Raw genomic sequence first — 15,993 nt, forward strand, 5'->3', positions numbered from 1 at the left:
CCGACAGCTCTGCGGGCACTTCTGTCGAGGGCTCTGCCGAGGGCCCGGTCGATGGCTCCCCCGCGCTTGCGGACGCCGCGCCGGGCACCTCGGGCGAGGCGCTGCGCTCGGTGCCCGACCCGCCGGCGCCGGGGACGGCCGCGCCGGAGGAACCGGCGCCCGAGGCAGGCCCAGCGTCGGACGCCGGCCCGCCCCCGGACGCCGACGGCGACTCCTGGACCGGCAACGGGCCCGACACCGGCACCGTCCGCCGGTCGCGGCCCTCCCGGTCGGGCCGGGCGGCCACGGGTGTGCCGACACCTCCCACCCCGATGGCCGCCGGTTCGACGACCGGCAGTTCGACGACCGGCAGTTCGACGACCGGCAGTTCGACAATCGCGGCTCCGATGACCGCCACCCCGGTGAGCGCCGCCGTCGGCGCGACCCCGGGCCCGGCCACCGGCGCGACCCCGGCGCCGGGCGCAGGGCCGACCCCGGTCGCGATGACCGACCCGCCGCGTCGTCCGGTCCCGCCGACGTTCTCGTCCCCGGGCCAGCCGCCGCCGGGCGTCGCGCGACGCCACGGCCGGCATGCGCGCCCCGAGGTCGGCGCGGTGCACACGCCGCCGTCGGGCTACCGCCCCCGGCACGCCGCGCCGGACGCGGAGACCGAGCAGTTCGCGGCCGTGCCCTACACCGGCCCGGGCGGCGTCGGGCCCGCCCTGCTGGCGCGTCCCTCGTCCGACGACGAGGCCGGCGACCCGCACGAGCCCGTGCCGATGGCCGCCCGCACCACGGCGGTGAACGCCTCGGCCACCACCGACAACACCCCGATCTCCGACGCCGACATGGCGCTGTGGACCGGCCCCGGCGTCGTCGTGCCCACGCTGTCGTCCGAGACCGACGGCGCGGGCGACCGCGTCCGGGTCGTGCTCGCCGAGCGGCGCGTGCCCACCCGCGCCGTGCGCACGGTGGCCGAGATCGAGCAGCAGACCGAGACCGGCGAGCTCCTGCTGCGCAACCTCCTGCGCGCGCAGCTCGCGCTCGGCCTGCGCCTGGGCCTCGTCGCGGTGTTCGTCCTGGGCGCCCTGCCCGTGCTCTTCCTCGTGCTCCCGCAGGTCGGGACGGTCGAGATCGCGGGCGTGACGCTGCCCTGGCTCGTCCTGGGCTTCCTGCCCTACCCGTTCATGCTCGCCCTGGCCTGGCTCTACATCCGCACCGCCGAGCGCAACGAGCTCGACTTCGCCGACAACGTGGAGGACTGACCGGCGTGGACACCGCCGGGTACGTCGCCGTGGCCGCCGTCGTCGTCGTCGTCATCGCCACCATCGTCATCGGGTCCCTGGGCGTGCGGGTCGCACGCACGACGGACGACTTCCTGGCCGCCTCGCGCACCGTCGGCACCCGGGCCAACGCCGCGGCGATCTCCGGGCAGTACCTCTCGGCGGCGTCGTTCCTCGGCGTCGCCGGCATCGTGCTCAAGGACGGTGTCGACGGGCTCTGGTACCCGATCGGCTTCACGGCGGGCTATCTCGCGCTGCTGTTCTTCGTCGCCGCCCCGCTGCGCCGCTCGGGCGCCTACACGGTGCCGGACTTCGCCGAGGTCCGGCTCGACTCCACGCTCCTGCGCACGGTCACCACCTGGTTCGTGGTGATCATCGGGTGGCTCTACCTGCTGCCCCAGCTGCAGGCGGCCGGCCTGGCGCTCACGGTGCTGACGACCGCTCCGGAGTGGGTGGGCGTGGTGGCCGTCGGCCTGGTGGTCACCGCCAGCGTCACCTTCGGCGGCATGCGGTCGATGACCTTCGTGCAGGCCTTCCAATACTGGCTCAAGCTCACGGCGCTCGCGGTGCCCGCGCTCGTGCTGCTCGCCGTGTTCGTGTTCGGGCCGGACCGCGACGGCACGCCCCCGCCGCCGGTGTTCACCGACGCCACGAGCGTCGACGTGAGCACCCCGGTCACCCTGCAGGTGGCCGTGCCGGTCGACATCGGCGTGCGCGGCGAGGTGGACGGCGCGACGATCAACGGGCCGGTGTCGTGGGCGCCGGGGCTGCACACGGTGGACGCCGGCACCACGCTGCGTTTCCCGGCCGGGGCCGCGGTGCCCGTGGTCACCGACGCCGACCCCGACGCCGGCGCGTGGTCCGCCCCGCTCACCGGGGGCAGCGAGGACGGGCACTCGCTGCTCGCGACGTACTCGCTGGTCCTGGCTCTGCTGCTGGGCACCATGGGCCTGCCCCACGTGCTCGTGCGCTTCTACACGAACCCGGACGGCCGGGCCGCGCGCCGGACCACGCTCATGGTGCTGGCGATGCTGGGCGGCTTCTACCTGCTGCCCGTGGTGCTCGGTGCGTTGTCGCGGCTGTACGTCCCACAGCTGCTGGTCACCGGCCAGACCGACGCGGCCGTGCTGCTCCTGCCGACGGCGGCGCTGCCGGGCTGGATCGGCATCGGGCTGGCCGCGCTCGTCGCCGCCGGCGCGTTCGCGGCGTTCCTGTCGACCTCCTCGGGGCTCCTGCTCTCGGTGGCCGGCGTCCTGTCGACCGACCTGCTGCCCCGCAAGCTCGGGGACTTCCGCATCGCCGCGCACGTCGGCGGCGTCGTGCCGATCGTCGCGGCCCTCGGTGCCACCCGTCTCGACTTCTCGCTGACGGTCTCCCTGGCCTTCGCGCTCGCCGCCTCGACGTTCTGCCCGCTGCTCGTGCTCGGCATCTGGTGGAAGGGCCTCACCGACCGCGGCGCGACCATGGGCATGCTCATCGGCGGCGGCCTCGCGGTCCTCTGCGTCGGCTCGACGCTCGCGGGTCTCGCCCCGGGCGGGTGGATCGGGGTGCTGCTCGCGCGACCCGCGCTCGTCACGGTGCCGCTCACGTTCCTCGTCATGGTCCTCGTGAGCCGTTCGTCCCCCCAGCGCGTGCCCGCGAACGTGGGCCGCACCCTCCTGCGCCTGCACGCCCCCGAGCGCCTCGGGCTCGGCGACGTCCGGCGTGGCGCGCGTCCTTCGGCCTGATCGGGCCCGTCCGTCCCGTAACGTCCCGGCGACGCTGCGTGAGTGGATGCCACGCGCCGTGACGTTCGGAACGATTCGGACGAACGGGAGGGATCGGAATGGCCCAGTGGATCCGCTCGTCGGGTGATATTGCCGTGAGTAGTCACACGAAAGGACTAATCGGGTTGATCTGTAGCGGATTAGGGTTCTGCCCGATCGTGACGACGGACGACCTCGGGGAGATCTCGTGAGTGCCACCGACGACACCCCGGGAGGGTCGAGCGCGCTCGACGCCACCCCGTCCGCCTACCAGGAGGTCCAGGCCTCACCGGAGTTCAAGTCCCTGCGTCGTCGCTGGCGCGGGTTCATCTTCACGATGAGCGCGGTCTTCCTCGGCTGGTTCCTCGTGTACGTGCTGCTGTCCGACTTCGCCCACGGCGTCGTCGACACCCGGATCGGCGGCACCAACTTCACCGTGGGTCTGGTCCTGGGCCTGCTGCAGTTCGTGTCCACGTTCGCGATCGCGACGATCTACGTGAACTTCGCCAACAAGAACCTTGACGACGACGCGGAGGCGCTGCGGCAGCGCGTGGAGGAGAAGCTGTGAGCACCCAGATCGGCAGCCCGGCGCTCAACATCGGGATCTTCACGCTCTTCGTCGTGGTGACCCTGGTGATCGTCTACCGGGTCAGCCGCACCTCGAGCACCGCCTCGGACTACTACGCCGCAGGCAGCTCGTTCACCGGGCCCCAGAACGGCATCGCGATCTCGGGTGACTACCTCTCGGCGGCGTCCTTCCTCGGCATCGCCGGTGCGATCGCCCTCAACGGCTACGACGGCTTCGTGTACTCGATCGGCTTCCTCGTCGCCTGGCTCACCGCGCTCCTGCTCGTCGCCGAGCTCCTCCGCAACGTCGGGCGCTTCACCATGGGCGACGTCCTGAGCTTCCGGATGCGCCAGCGCCCGGTGCGCGCCGCCGCGGCGGTGTCCACGCTCCTGGTGTCGTTCTTCTACCTGCTGGCCCAGATGGCAGGCGCCGGCGGCCTCATCTCGCTGCTGCTGGGCGTCAAGAACGTGCCGGGTACGCCGTTCGACGGGCAGTCGCTCGTCATCGCGATCGTCGGCATCCTCATGGTCGTCTACGTGCTCTACGGAGGCATGCGGGGCACCACCTGGGTGCAGATCATCAAGGCCACGCTGCTGGTGATCGGCGCCGCGGTCATGACGGTGTGGGTCCTCGGGCTCTACGGGTTCAACCTCTCGGCCCTGCTGGGCTCCGCCGTGGAGAACACCGGCAAGCAGCTCCTGGACGCCGGCAACCAGTACGGCAAGACGGTGACGACGAAGATCGACTTCCTGTCCCTCTCCCTCGCGCTGGTGCTCGGCACCGCGGGTCTCCCGCACATCCTGATGCGCTTCTACACGGTGCCGACGGCCAAGGAAGCGCGCCGCTCGGTGCAGTGGGCGATCTGGATCATCGGGATCTTCTACCTGTTCACGCTCGTGATCGGGTACGGCGCCGCCGCGCTGCTGCCGCGGGGCACGCTCACGTCGTCCAACGTCAACGACGCGGCCCCGCTGCTCGCCTTCCAGCTCGGCGGCACCCTGCTGCTCGGCATCGTCGCCGCGATCGCGTTCGCGACGATCCTCGCCGTGGTCGCCGGCCTGACGATCACCGCCGCGGCCTCGTTCGCGCACGACATCTACGCGAGCGTGATCAAGGAGGGGAAGCCCGACCCGGGCATGGAGGTCAAGGTCGCCCGCCGCACCGCCCTGGTCGTCGGCATCGTCGCCATCGTCGGCGGCATCCTGGCCAACGGTCAGAACGTCGCCTTCCTCGTGGCCCTGGCCTTCGCGGTGGCCGCCTCGGCGAACCTGCCGACGCTGCTGTACTCGCTGTTCTGGAAGAAGTTCAACACCACCGGCGCGCTGTGGAGCATCTACGGCGGCCTGGCGATCTGCATCCTGCTGATCGTCTTCTCGCCCGTGGTGTCGGGCGGCCCGACGTCGATCTTCGGCGAGGGCGTCGACTTCGCACTCTTCCCGCTCCAGAACCCGGGCATCGTGTCGATCCCGCTGTCGTTCCTGCTCGGCATCATCGGCACCTACGTCGGTGCGCGGGAGCCGGTCAACGAGGCCAAGTTCTCCGAGATGGAGGTCCGGTCGATGACCGGCGCGGGCGCGTCCCGCACCGCCGCCGACCACTGAGTCGACGGCTGGGTCGGCCACCCGGTCGGCCACTGGATCGCAGGCTCCGGAGCCCGTCACCCCACCCGGGGTGGCGGGCTTCGCTGCGACCACAGGGGGGTCGTGATGGGATGGACCGGTGAGCCACCCCGGACTCCCCTCGGTCGGCCCCGGCGAGATCCCGGCCGGGGCGACGCTGCTGGACGTCCGTGAGGACGACGAGTGGGCCGCCGGGCATGCGCCGGGCGCGGTGCACCTGCCGATGTCGCAGATCACGGGGCGTCTCGACGAGATCCCCGAGGGCCCGCTGGCCGTCGTGTGCAAGGTCGGCGGACGCTCGGCCCAGGTCACGATGTTCCTCGCCCAGCGCGGCCACGAGGCCGTCAACGTCACCGGCGGGATGCTGGCCTGGGAGGCCGAGGGCCGTCCGATGACCACCGAGGGGCCCGGACCGGCCCGGGTGGTCTGAGTGGGGAGGCGTCGGTGACCTGCCCGCGGTGTGGGCGGCCCCAGCCGCCGCCGGACTCCCCGGGCGCGCCCCGCACGGGCGCGACCCGCTACTGCGTGCACTGCGGCCGCGTCCTCGCCGGCGTCCGGTGGGTGGCGCTGCCCCCGGACGCGCTGCGGCCCCGTGAGCCCCGCGTGCCACGCCGTCCGTACGCGGGCCCGCCGCGCTACCCCGCCGTCCCGCGCTGGAGCCTCCGGACCTGGATGCCCGCGCCGGAACCGCGCGGTGACGAGGGCCCGCTCCCGGCCACGCCGCCCCGCGAGCCGGAGGCCGTCCTGCGGGGCACCGCCGGGCTCCTCGGGAACCTCGCCATGACGACCGCGGTGCTCGCCGGGATCGCCGCGCTCGCGGAGCTGTGGCGCTACGGCCTGCTCGTCGCCAGCCGTTCCGAGGCGCTCTCGTCGGCGCCGCTGGCGTTCTCCGACGCCCTGGTCACGCTCGTCGGGCTCCTGACGCCCGTGGCGGCCGTCGCGACCGGTGCGCTGTTCCTGCGCTGGTTGCTGCTCGCCCGCGGCATCGCCGCCACGATCTCCGGGACGCGCCCCGCCCGGCGGGACTGGGCGGTCGTGATCGGGAGCCTGCTGCCCGGTCCGAACCTCACGATCCCCGGGGCCGCGCTCACCGAGGTCGAGCACGCCGCCTCGGGTCGTCCCGCCGACGAGCAGCCCCGCCCGTCGCGACCCGTGCGGCAGTGGTGGCTCGCGTGGGCCGGGAGCGTCGTGCTGGGTGTCGCGGCCGTGCTGCGCGGGCTCGGGGACAGCACGCAGGCGCTGGCCGACGCGGTGCTGCTGCACGCGGTCGCCGACATCGCGGCCGCGGTGGTCGCGCTCGTGACGATCCGGGTCGTCACCGACCTGACCGAGCTGCTCGCCCCCGACCTGCGTCCGGCGGGGCGGGAGGCGGTGCTGGCGGTGGGTGCGGCGGTCTCAGCCGGCGCTGACGATCGCGTTGCCGCCGGCGGCGGGCGGAGCGGTGGGGTCGGTTCCGAGGTCGGGTGACATCTCGCGGGCGACGAAGTCCTCGACGTGGAAGAGGTTGTCGCCGGCGCGCCGCACGATGCGCAGGAGCGTGGTCATCGAGGCGACCTCCTCGACCTGCTCCTTGAGGTACCACTGCATGAACTGCTCGCCCAGGTAGTCGCCCTCGTCGCGGGCCGTGCGCGCGAGGGTGGCGATCTGGTCGGTGACCGTCTGCTCCTGGCGCAGCACGAGCTCCACGATCTCCTCGAGCGACGAGAAGTCGTTCCGCACGGCGTCGATGCCGGGGATGGTGATCGGCAGGTCGTTGTCCAGCAGGTACTGCACCATGCCCATCGCGTGGTTGCGCTCCTCGAGCGCCTGGGCGTAGAAGTGCGCGGCGAGCTGCGGGAGATCCTGGTCGTCGCAGTGCACGGCCACCGCCGTGTACTGCTGCGATGCGGTGAACTCGTTGCGGATCTGCGTCCGCAGCAGCTCGTGGAACTTCGACTGCGCGGCGGTCATGAAACCGAGTCTAGGTCAGAGCGCTCCGGGCCCGACCGCTCGTTCATGTCCGTACGCTGCGGCGACCGTGCTTGGAGCCGTGACGTCGCCCACCCGGGGCCTCGTTCCCGGCGACCCCGGCGGGCTCCCCGACGGCCTGCAGCGGGATCGCGCCGGACCACCCGAACTGCTCGGTGTGGATGCGCGGCGCCGGGATCCCGATCTGGTCGAGCGCCGCCAGGGAGCCCGCGAGCACCGAGGGCGAGCCGCAGACGAAGTAGTCGAGCACCTGGCGGGCGGCGGTGTCGGCGGGCAGCACCTCGGCGAGCAGGTCGGCGTCGATGCGGCGTCCGTCCGTGCGCGTGACCCGCAGGTCGAGGCGACGGGCGAGGGCGGTGAGCTCGTCGGCGAACAGCGGCTCGGTGCCCCGCTCGGCGAGCACGAGGCGGTGGGTGCGGGTGTCGCCGCGGTCGGCGAGCGTGCGCAGCATGCTCATCATCGGGGTGATGCCGACCCCGCCGGCGAGCAGCACGAGCCCGGCCGAGCCGGGGGCCGCCTCGGTCGAGAACGAGCCGTGCGGCCCGTCGAGCCACACCTTGCTGCCGGTGCGCAGCGTCGAGAGGAGCCCGGAGAAGTCGCCCTGGTCGCGGACGGTGAGCTCGATGCGTCCGGTCACCCGCGCGCTGGACGCGATCGTGAACGGGTGCTCCTCGGCGCCGACCACTCCGCGCTTGAGGCGCAGCCAGACGAACTGACCGGGCGCGAAGCGCAGCCCGCCGCGGCGCAGGTGCACCGGCGCGAGCACGAGCGTGCTCACCGTCTCGCTCTCGCGGCGCACGCCGTAGACGACATAGGCGCCCTGGCGCGAGAACAGCGGGCGCCACACCCAGCGGTGGGCGAGCACCCCGAGCAGCACCAGCACGAGCGCGGAGAGCACGACGCGCATCACGGGGTCGGCGACGAGGTTGCCCAGCCAGAAGACGTGCAGGCCGGCGAGGACGAGCGCGACGCCGGCGAGCAGGACGTGCAGCCGCGCCCAGATCTCGTAGCGCGCGCCGGGACGCCGACCGCGGACCGCGACGAAGCCGACCAGGAGCAGCCCGCCGACCGAGCTCCAGCCGGCCCGGGCCGCGGCGGTGCCCTGCAAGGGGTTGAGCAGGCTCGGGTGGTTGAGGATCGCGACGGTCATGTGGATGCCCACGAGGACGATCGCCAGGGTGCCCAGCCAGCGGTGCAGGCCCAGGACCTTTTCGACCCCGAACGCCCGGGTCAGCGAGCGCACCCGCGAGGGGACCACCACGACGACCACGAGCAGGGTCAGCGCGAGCAGGCCCAGGCCGACCGAGAGCACACCGAGCACCGAGCTGCCTCCGCCGCGGACCGCGACGAGACCGACCGGGATCACCACGAGGGCGGCGAGGACCGCCACCCACACGGCGCGTGTTGAGCGTTGCTGCACGGGGCGGACGGTAGGCACGGTGGATCAGCGGCCCCGGCGCGTCTGAGAGCCGGTCCGTCCGCGGCGCGACGACGGGCGCCCACGACGCGCCCAGGCACACCCTGTTCCCCTGATCGGGTGAATACCTGCTCCGTCTGCTGAGACCGGCTCTCAGCTTCGCCGGACGGCGCACCTGCGGTGCAAGCCCTGCGTCCACGCTGGCACTGAACGCCAGGATCGGCACATCGTCGATCCCGCGACACGCCGTTGCGGAGAGCCGAGCGGACGCACCTCCTGCAACCACGAAGCGCCCGATCGGACGTCACCGGGCAGGATGCGCGCGTGATCTCGCGTTCGCGTCTCCGCTTCCCGGCCGTGCTCGCCCTCGCCGCAGCCGGTGTCGCGCTCGTCCCGCCGGCCTGGCGGTCGCTGCGCCCCCGTCCGCGCCCCGGCTTCGACCGCGCAACCGCGGCCGCGGGTGTCTCCGCCCAGTTCGACCAGGACGCCACGTCGTACGACCGCCTCGTCGGCGCGAACCCCGGCTACCACGACCACCTGCGCCTGTCGGCCCGTCGCCTCGGCCTGCCCGACGGCGGCGCGGGCGCCGTCCTGCTCGACGTCGGATGCGGCACGGGGCTCTCGACGGCGGCGCTCGTCGAGACCTACCCGCAGGCCCGCGTCGTCGCGGTCGACGCGTCGGCCGAGATGCTCGCCCGTGCCCGCGAGAAGTCCTGGCCGGACACCGTGCGGTTCGTGCACGCGCGGGCCGAGGACCTGCACGCCGCGCTGGTGGCCGAGGGCCTCGAGGGTCCGTTCGACGGCCTGCTCGCCGCCTACCTCGTCCGCAACCTGCCCGACCGCGACGCCGGCGTCGGCGTGCTCGTGGACCACCTCGCGCCCGGCGCCCCGATCGCGGTGCACGAGTACTCGGTGGCCGACTCGGCCTACGCGCGCGGTGTCTGGAGCGCCGTGTGCTGGGCGGTGATCATCCCGCTCGGGTGGCGCGTCACCGGCGATGCCTCGCTCTACCGCTACCTCTGGCGCAGCGTCCTGGCCTTCGACGGCCTCGGGCGGCTCGAGCGGCGTCTGCGCGACGCCGGGCTGCGCGAGGTCCACACCCGCCCCGTCGACGGCTGGCAGCGCGGGATCGTGCACACGGTGCTGGGACGCCGCTGAGGCCAGATCCCCGCTCGTGGCTCACGGGGCGGTGGGCGGCGAGCTGGTGGATTTCCTGACGTTGGACGTCAGCATGGACCCCATGCTGGCACGGGCTCGGCGTGTCGGGGCGCGCCACGATGTGGCGATCCTGGCGTTCAGCGCCAGCGTGGACGCAGCGCTTGCACGCGGAGCGTGCACTCCCGGAGCGGGGAGCGTCAGGCGCGACGGCGGGCGGCGCGGACGGCGTAGGTGCGCTCGGCGTACTCGATGTCGTCGGTCCACAGGCGCTTGGCGGCCCACTCCATCACCGGGCGCACGAGGGTCTGGACGCGACGGGCGTGGACGAAGCCCGGGCGGGCGGAGTGGGCGATCGTCGCCTCGACCACCGCGGTGCGCGGCCGCCCGTCGGGGTGCGGGGCGAGCGGGGTCGCGTGGGTCTCGACGACGCTGCCCGCGCCCTCGCCCTCGGTGATGTGCATGACGATCGTCCGCGGCTCCGGGCACGTGAACCGGGCACGCACGGGCACGCCCCAGTTCTTCGAGATCCGGAACGCCACCTTGAGGTCGAAGTGGTCGTCCTCCTCGCTCGCCTCGCGCCCCGGCGCGCGCTCGACGCGCAGGTCGGCGAACGAGTGCGGGTGGAACCACGCGCCGTGCCAGGGGTCGAGCCGGTTCGCGAGGACGTCGGCGGGCTCGCAGGTGCCGACCATCGACGCCACGGCCACGAGGCTCTCGTCGACGTCCGGGCGCTCCGGCAGGATCGGGGCGTCGGTGGGCTCCTCGCCGCCCACCGCGTCGAGGCGCACCCAGGTCAGCGCGCCGTCGTCGAACGCGGGCAGCGTGCGCCAGCCCGCGCGTCCCGACGGCCCGAGGGCGAGGCCGTGCCAGCGGCAGATCAGTTCGCAGCCCGACTGCACGGCGGTGCTCATGTCCGCGCCGAGGTGCGGGCACGCGCCGGGGCCCGCGTGCACGGACCCGTCCGGCGAGCGCCAGAGCACCAGCTCCACCCCGGCCACCGTGGTCCCGAACGGGGTGCCGGTGCGGATGTCGCGGCTCGCGCCGACGACGTACCAGTTGCCCGACGGACGAGCCGTGGCGCGCGCGAGCGCCGCGTCGATGATGCCGACCTTCGCGTCGCGCCAGGTGGGCTCCATGGCCGCCCATTCCCGCTCCGACAGCCGTCGCAGCGGGTTCGCCGGCGTGCGCCGTTCCGCCTTCTTCAGCACGAACCGGACGCTAGGCCGGGCGTCGCCACAGTGCAGTGAGGGGACGCGGCCTGTGGCCGGACGCACGTCGTGCTGCGCCGAACGTGCACGGTGTCACTCCACGGGGGCACGTTCCCAGGGGCACGACAGACACCGCGGGCCACCACGCCCCGAGCCGAGCTCGAACCCGGCGATCGTCAGCACCTCGATCCCGGCGGCCTCGAGCCGCGCGTTCGTCGTGGTGTTGCGCTCGTAGGCGACGACGCGCCCGGGCGCCAGCGCGAGGGTGTTGTTGCCGTCGTCCCACTGCTCGCGCTCCGCGGCGACGGACTCGAGCCCGGTGTCGACGGCCCGCAGCTCGTCGATCCCCATGGCGCGCGCCGCGGCCGGCCGGAACGGCTCGGGGCCCCGGATGTCGAGGTGGTCCGGGCCCTCCGGGCGCACCGTCCACGCCTCGAGCCCGTCGAGCACGCCCGGGTAGATGACCATCGTGTCGGTGTCGACCATGGTCGCGACGGTGTCGAGGTGCATCGTCGCCCGGCGCTGCGCAATCGGGACCGCGAGGACGGTGTGGGCGAGGCCGTCGGCGAACATGGCCCGCGCGAACGACTCGGCGCCGGCGGGGCTCGTGCGCTCGCCCACCCCGACCGCCAGCACGCCGGGCGCGAGCAGCAGCACGTCGCCGCCCTCGACCGCGGACGGGTCGCGGGGCGCGGTCGGCGCCACGACGCCGAGCTCCGGGTGGTGGCGCTGGGCGAGCGCGACCAGCGAGGCCTCCCGGCGGCGCGCCGGCATCCCCATCGACGACGCCACGACGCGCGCGCCGACCCGGATCGACGAGTCGCGGGTGAACATGAGGTTGGGCAGCGGGTCGACGGCGAAGTCGTGCGGCGCCGCCATGGCGCGCACCAGTGAGCGTCCCGTCACACCCAGCTCGGCGAACGAGCGCCCGCCGATGAGGGCCGCGGCCAGCGCGACGTCGTCGAACCCGTGCAGCTCGGCGCGCACCGCCTCGCCGAGCTCGCGTCCGAGTGCCCGCTCGTCGACGGCGTCGGCGATCCCGGCCTCCCGCGCCGCCGGGTCCGCGAGCGCCTCGACGAGCACGTCCCCGAGCAGGAGGACCCGCACGCCGTGGGCGCGCAGCAGGTCGGCGAAGGCGTCGTGCTCGACCTGGGCGCGCTCCACCCAGGGGATGCCGTCGAAGAGCAGGCGGTCGGCGTTGCGCGGGGTCAGGCGCTCGAGCTCGGGGCCCGGGCGGTGCAGGACGACCGTGCGCAACGCACCGACCTCGGAGTCCACGTGCGGCGCATCCACGGTCGGCGACCCTAGGACGCCCGATCTACCCTGCGCGCCATGGGACTCCTCGAGGACAAGGTGGTCGTCGTCACCGGTGCCGGTCGCGGCATCGGGCGGGGCGAGGCGCTGGAGTGCGCGCGGCAGGGGGCGGCCGTCATCGTCGCCGAGTTCGACGCCGACGCCGGTGAGGAGGTCGTCGGCGAGATCACCGCCGCCGGGGGCCGCGCGGCCGCCGTGCCGGGCGACGTCTCCGACGCCGAGGTCGCCGACGCGCTCGTCGCCACGGCCGTCGAGCGGTTCGGCGCGCTGGACGCGGTGGTCAACAACGCGGGCATCCTGCGCGACCGGACGCTGGTCAAGATGTCGGACGCCGAGTGGGACGACGTCGTCCGCGTCCACCTGCGCGGCCACTTCGCCCCGACGCGCGCGGCCTGCCGCTACTGGCGGGAGAACGAGCGGCCCGGGCACCTGGTGCACACCGCGTCGACCTCGGGGATCCTCGGCAACTTCGGGCAGGCGAACTACGGCGCGGCGAAGGCCGGCATCGCGGCGTTCTCGACGATCGTCGCGATGGAGATGGCCCGCTACAACGTCACCTCGAACGCGATCGCGCCCTCGGCGCTGACCCGCATGACCGAGGCGCTGCTGCCCCCGGACGTGCGCGAGGACCGTCGGGCGAGCCTCGAGCGCGGCGAGTTCGACTTCTTCGACCCCGACAACGTCGGGCCGTTCGTCGCCTACCTCGCCTCCGACGCGTCGTCGCACATCAGCGGCAAGGTGTTCGGCGTCCAGGGCGACTCGATCGAGCTCTACCAACCGTTCACGTCGGTGGCCGAGGTCCGCGGCGACGGGCACCGCTGGGACGCCGAGAACATCCCGGGTCGCATGGACGAGCTGTTCGCCGAGGCGGGCATGGACCCGGCGCCGGAGAACATGATGGCGCGCTCCCGGCACAAGATCATCTCGTGAGCCAGTGCGTGCCGTTGCGGACACTCGACGTCTGCGACGCCACGCCGCTGACACTCACGCCGGCAGGAACGGCAGCGCGCCGGCCAGCAGCGCCGAGCCGACGAAGGCGACGACGTCGAGCAGGGCGTGGGCGCCGACGAGGGGCCACAGCCGGCCGGTGCGCTGCCAGTACCGCCCGAACACCAGGCCCATGAGCAGGTTGCCCAGCCCGCCGCCGAAGCCCTGGTACAGGTGGTACGACCCGCGCAGGGCGGCCGAGATCGCCAGCGCACGGTTCTCGCCGACGCCGAGGCGCCGCAGGCCGTGGAGCAGGTAGCCGACCACCAGGACCTCCTCGGCCCAGGCGTTGGCCACCGCCGAGATGATCAGCACGGGAACCCGCCACCAGTGGTCCTCCAGCAGCGAGGGGACGACGGTGGTGTTCAGGCCCAGCGAGCGCGCGGCCAGGTAGAGCGCGAGGCCGGGGATGCCGATCAGCGCGGCCAGGCCCACCGAGGCCAGCGCGTCGCGGCCGGGGCGCCGCCCGTCGAGCCCGACGTCGCGCGGTCCCGAGCCGCCGCGGACGAGCAGGTAGAGCCCGAGCGCTCCCCACGCGACGAGGGCCAGCGAGCCCGCGAGCTGCGCCGCGAGGTCGGCCCACGGGTTGCGGGCGAGGCTCTCGTCGATGGCCACCTGGCGCTGGTCCAGCGGCACCGGCGAGGACAGCGCGTCGAGCAGCGAGATCAGGCTCCGCACGCCGGACAGCCCGAGCGTCACCGCGAAGACCACGACGAGCTCGGTGCGCAGCAGGCGGCGCCCGGGCGGGTCGAGGACGACGACGCCGGCCGGGGGAGCGGGACGCAGCCACGCCCGCCACGTCTCCCGGCTGATCACGGGCCCAGGCTAGGCGGGGCGCCCGGACCGATCGACGGCCGCGGTGAGCCGGGTGAGGAGGTCGTGGGCGAAGGCCTTCTCGGCGTCGCCGAGCGTGCGGCACACCTCGTCGATCTCGCGGACCGCGGGCAGCCAGGCCGCGGAGGACGCGGCACGGGCGGCCTCGGTCACGGTGAGCACCACGCGCCGCCGGTCGGCGGTGTCCCGGACGCGTTCGACGTGACCGGCCCGTTCGAGGCGGTCGACGAGCACGGTGGCCGAGGCGGAGCTGATGCCGAGGCGACGCCCGAGATCGGCCGTGCCCATCGACCCGTGCTGGGTCAGCTCGCCGATCGCCGACATGTCCGTGGCGTTCATGTCCATCACCCGCGCCATCCGCCCGACGAGCTCGCGGGACGCGGCGATGAGGTCGCGCACCGCGAGCGTCGTGGCGTCCAGCTCGTCGAGGTCGGCCACGTCACTCCCCAAAGTAGTTAGACAATCTAGCGATCAGGATATCCGGGCTGCGTGAGCCGCCACGCACTGATCTCCGGCGCCAGCATCGCCGGGCCCGCCCTCGCCCATGAGCTCGACGCGCGGGGGTGGCGCACCACCGTCGTCGAACGCGCGCCCCGGCTGCGCGACGAGGGGCAGAACATCGACGTCCGGGGGGCCGGGCGGGAGGTCCTGCGCCGGATGGACCTCGAGGACGCGGCCCGCGAGGCCGGGACCGGCGAGCGGGGACTGCGGTTCGTCGACGACGACGGGGCGACGGTCGCCTCGTTCCCGGCGGGCGAGAACGACACCGCGGGCGGCACGGCCGAGATGGAGATCCTGCGCGGCGAGCTCTCCCGCCTCCTCCACGACCGCACCCGGGAGCGGACCGACTCCGCTTTGGCGAGCAGATCCGCGCGCTGACCGACCACGGCGATCGCGTCACGGCGCGTCTCGCGAGCGGCGAGGAGCTCGACGCCGACGTGGTCGTGGTGGCCGAGGGCACGCGGTCGCGCACCCGCGCCCTGGTGATGCCCGACGTCGAGCTCACCGAGCTCGGCCTGCAGATCGCCCACCTGACCATCCCGCGCACCGACGACGACGACCGCTGGTGGCGCTGGCACAGCGCCTCGGGGTCGCGCAGCACGAGCCTGCGTCCCGACAACCTCGGCACCACCCGCGCGATGCTCGCCTTCCTCACCGACGTCCGCGGCCTCGAGGCGCTCGACCGGGACGACCAGGTGGCGATCCTGCGCCGCACCTACGCCGACGTCGGCTGGCAGGCACCCCGGGTGCTGGACGCCCTCGACGGGGCGCCGCTGTACTTCGACGCCGTCGCCCAGGTGCGGCTGCCGCGCTGGAGCGCCGGCCGCACGGTGCTGCTCGGCGACGCCGCCTGGGCCACCGGCCCCTTCGGCCTGGGGACGAGCCTCGCGCTGGTCGGCGCGTACATCCTGGCCGGCGAGCTCTCCGGCGGGCAGGACACGGGCGTGGCCCTAGCCCGCTACGAGGAGCTGATGCGCCCGTTCGTCGACAAGGCCCAGGACGTCAAGCCGATCGCCCTGCGTGCGATGAACCCGCGTTCCCCGGCGGGGCTCTCGGTGCAACGGAGGGTGCTCGGCGCCGCCGGGGCGCTCTCCTCGGTGTTCGGCGGGCTGGTCGAGAAGCTCTCGGGTCCGCCGTCGGAGGCGATCGAGCTCCCCGACTACCGCGCTCGGCCCGACCGCGGCCTGACCGCGCCCCCGCGCCCACGTCGGTAACCTCGGGACCGTGCTGCGCCTGCTCGTCACGCCCCGGTGGATCGGGTGGACGCTGTTCGCGCTCGCGGCGGTCGTGGTCTGCGGCCTCATGGCGTGGTGGCAGGTGGTGCGCGCGGAGTCGCCCGGCGGGTCGCTGCTCAACGCCGGCTACGCGTTCCAGTGGCCGTTGTTCGGCCTGTTCTTCGCCGCCCTGTGGTG

At 73.9% G+C, this 15,993-nt stretch carries 16 protein-coding genes; 10 read left to right on the forward strand and 6 right to left on the reverse strand.

The window, feature by feature from the left end; all coding sequences use genetic code 11:
- The first annotated feature begins 386 nt into the window (after nt 1-386).
- From ACQPYN_RS00825 to ACQPYN_RS00850, 6 genes are all read left to right on the forward strand, one after another.
- Nucleotides 387-1,244 (forward strand): hypothetical protein, encoded by an 858-nt coding sequence (locus tag ACQPYN_RS00825; RefSeq protein ID WP_433032136.1) that lies wholly within the window; start codon nt 387-389, stop codon nt 1,242-1,244.
- Between the two features lie 5 nt (nt 1,245-1,249).
- On the forward strand, nt 1,250-2,989 hold the full coding sequence (locus ACQPYN_RS00830; RefSeq protein WP_433032139.1) for a cation acetate symporter: 1,740 nt from the start codon (nt 1,250-1,252) through the stop codon (nt 2,987-2,989).
- Between the two features lie 226 nt (nt 2,990-3,215).
- Complete coding sequence (locus tag ACQPYN_RS00835; protein WP_433032142.1) at nt 3,216-3,575, forward strand: DUF485 domain-containing protein; 360 nt, start codon at nt 3,216-3,218, stop codon at nt 3,573-3,575.
- Nucleotides 3,572-5,176 carry a solute symporter family protein gene (locus tag ACQPYN_RS00840; protein WP_433032145.1) on the forward strand — a complete coding sequence of 535 codons (1,605 nt, stop codon included), beginning with the start codon at nt 3,572-3,574 and terminating at the stop codon, nt 5,174-5,176. The genes ACQPYN_RS00835 and ACQPYN_RS00840 overlap by 4 nt, the downstream gene beginning before the upstream one ends.
- Before the next feature lie 118 nt (nt 5,177-5,294).
- Entirely contained in the window at nt 5,295-5,624 is a 330-nt protein-coding gene (locus tag ACQPYN_RS00845; RefSeq protein WP_433032148.1) for a rhodanese-like domain-containing protein, read from the forward strand.
- A gap of 14 nt (nt 5,625-5,638) precedes the next feature.
- Entirely contained in the window at nt 5,639-6,661 is a 1,023-nt protein-coding gene (locus ACQPYN_RS00850; protein ID WP_433032151.1) for a DUF4328 domain-containing protein, read from the forward strand.
- Here ACQPYN_RS00850 and ACQPYN_RS00855 read toward each other — a convergent pair.
- Nucleotides 6,590-7,144: a ferritin gene (locus ACQPYN_RS00855; RefSeq protein ID WP_274196895.1), complete on the reverse strand. Its 555-nt coding sequence runs from the start codon at nt 7,142-7,144 to the stop codon at nt 6,590-6,592. The two genes, ACQPYN_RS00850 and ACQPYN_RS00855, sit on opposite strands and share 72 nt — an antisense overlap.
- 43 nt (nt 7,145-7,187) lie before the next feature.
- Complete coding sequence (locus ACQPYN_RS00860; protein WP_433032156.1) at nt 7,188-8,582, reverse strand: ferredoxin reductase family protein; 1,395 nt, start codon at nt 8,580-8,582, stop codon at nt 7,188-7,190.
- Between the two features lie 408 nt (nt 8,583-8,990).
- On the opposite strand from ACQPYN_RS00860, the gene ACQPYN_RS00865 reads away from it, so the two are divergent.
- A complete protein-coding gene (locus ACQPYN_RS00865) occupies nt 8,991-9,737 on the forward strand; it encodes a class I SAM-dependent methyltransferase (protein ID WP_433038645.1) in 747 nt (248 codons plus the stop codon).
- 197 nt (nt 9,738-9,934) lie between these two features.
- On the opposite strand, the gene ACQPYN_RS00870 is transcribed toward ACQPYN_RS00865, so the two are convergent.
- On the reverse strand, nt 9,935-10,873 hold the full coding sequence (locus ACQPYN_RS00870) for a DUF5914 domain-containing protein (RefSeq protein ID WP_433038648.1): 939 nt from the start codon (nt 10,871-10,873) through the stop codon (nt 9,935-9,937).
- Between the two features lie 165 nt (nt 10,874-11,038).
- On the reverse strand, nt 11,039-12,238 hold the full coding sequence (locus tag ACQPYN_RS00875; protein WP_433032159.1) for an arginine deiminase: 1,200 nt from the start codon (nt 12,236-12,238) through the stop codon (nt 11,039-11,041).
- Nucleotides 12,239-12,277: 39 nt separating this feature from the next.
- On the opposite strand from ACQPYN_RS00875, the gene ACQPYN_RS00880 reads away from it, so the two are divergent.
- Nucleotides 12,278-13,189, forward strand: coding sequence for an SDR family NAD(P)-dependent oxidoreductase (locus ACQPYN_RS00880; protein WP_433032162.1), 912 nt, complete (start codon nt 12,278-12,280; stop codon nt 13,187-13,189).
- A gap of 54 nt (nt 13,190-13,243) precedes the next feature.
- Here ACQPYN_RS00880 and ACQPYN_RS00885 read toward each other — a convergent pair whose 3' ends face one another.
- Together ACQPYN_RS00885 and ACQPYN_RS00890 are read right to left on the reverse strand one after the other, a co-directional pair.
- Nucleotides 13,244-14,062: a CPBP family intramembrane glutamic endopeptidase gene (locus ACQPYN_RS00885; RefSeq protein ID WP_433032165.1), complete on the reverse strand. Its 819-nt coding sequence runs from the start codon at nt 14,060-14,062 to the stop codon at nt 13,244-13,246.
- Nucleotides 14,063-14,071: 9 nt separating this feature from the next.
- Nucleotides 14,072-14,518 carry a MarR family winged helix-turn-helix transcriptional regulator gene (locus ACQPYN_RS00890; RefSeq protein ID WP_433032168.1) on the reverse strand — a complete coding sequence of 149 codons (447 nt, stop codon included), beginning with the start codon at nt 14,516-14,518 and terminating at the stop codon, nt 14,072-14,074.
- A 51-nt stretch (nt 14,519-14,569) separates the two neighbouring features.
- Between ACQPYN_RS00890 and ACQPYN_RS00895 the strand changes: the two genes are divergently transcribed.
- Together ACQPYN_RS00895 and ACQPYN_RS00900 are read left to right on the forward strand one after the other, a co-directional pair.
- The gene (locus ACQPYN_RS00895; protein WP_433039174.1) at nt 14,570-14,959 is read left to right on the forward strand and encodes a hypothetical protein; all 390 of its coding nucleotides are present in this window, start codon (nt 14,570-14,572) and stop codon (nt 14,957-14,959) included.
- The gene (locus ACQPYN_RS00900; RefSeq protein WP_433038650.1) at nt 14,956-15,795 is read left to right on the forward strand and encodes an FAD-dependent monooxygenase; all 840 of its coding nucleotides are present in this window, start codon (nt 14,956-14,958) and stop codon (nt 15,793-15,795) included. The genes ACQPYN_RS00895 and ACQPYN_RS00900 overlap by 4 nt, the downstream gene beginning before the upstream one ends.
- Nucleotides 15,796-15,993: the final 198 nt, after the last annotated feature.

The sequence above is a fragment of the Actinomycetospora sp. CA-053990 genome, from assembly GCF_050948445.1.
Lineage (GTDB): Bacteria > Actinomycetota > Actinomycetes > Mycobacteriales > Pseudonocardiaceae > Actinomycetospora > Actinomycetospora callitridis.

What these genes read in the sequence shown, in the direction of transcription:
- ACQPYN_RS00880 (WP_433032162.1), top strand. Translation starts at nt 12,278, where the DNA reads ATGGGACTCCTCGAGGACAAGGTGGTCGTCGTCACCGGTGCCGGTCGC.
- ACQPYN_RS00870 (WP_433038648.1), bottom strand. Translation starts at nt 10,873, where the DNA reads ATGGAGCCCACCTGGCGCGACGCGAAGGTCGGCATCATCGACGCGGCG.
- ACQPYN_RS00855 (WP_274196895.1), bottom strand. Translation starts at nt 7,144, where the DNA reads ATGACCGCCGCGCAGTCGAAGTTCCACGAGCTGCTGCGGACGCAGATC.
- ACQPYN_RS00825 (WP_433032136.1), top strand. Translation starts at nt 387, where the DNA reads ATGACCGCCACCCCGGTGAGCGCCGCCGTCGGCGCGACCCCGGGCCCG.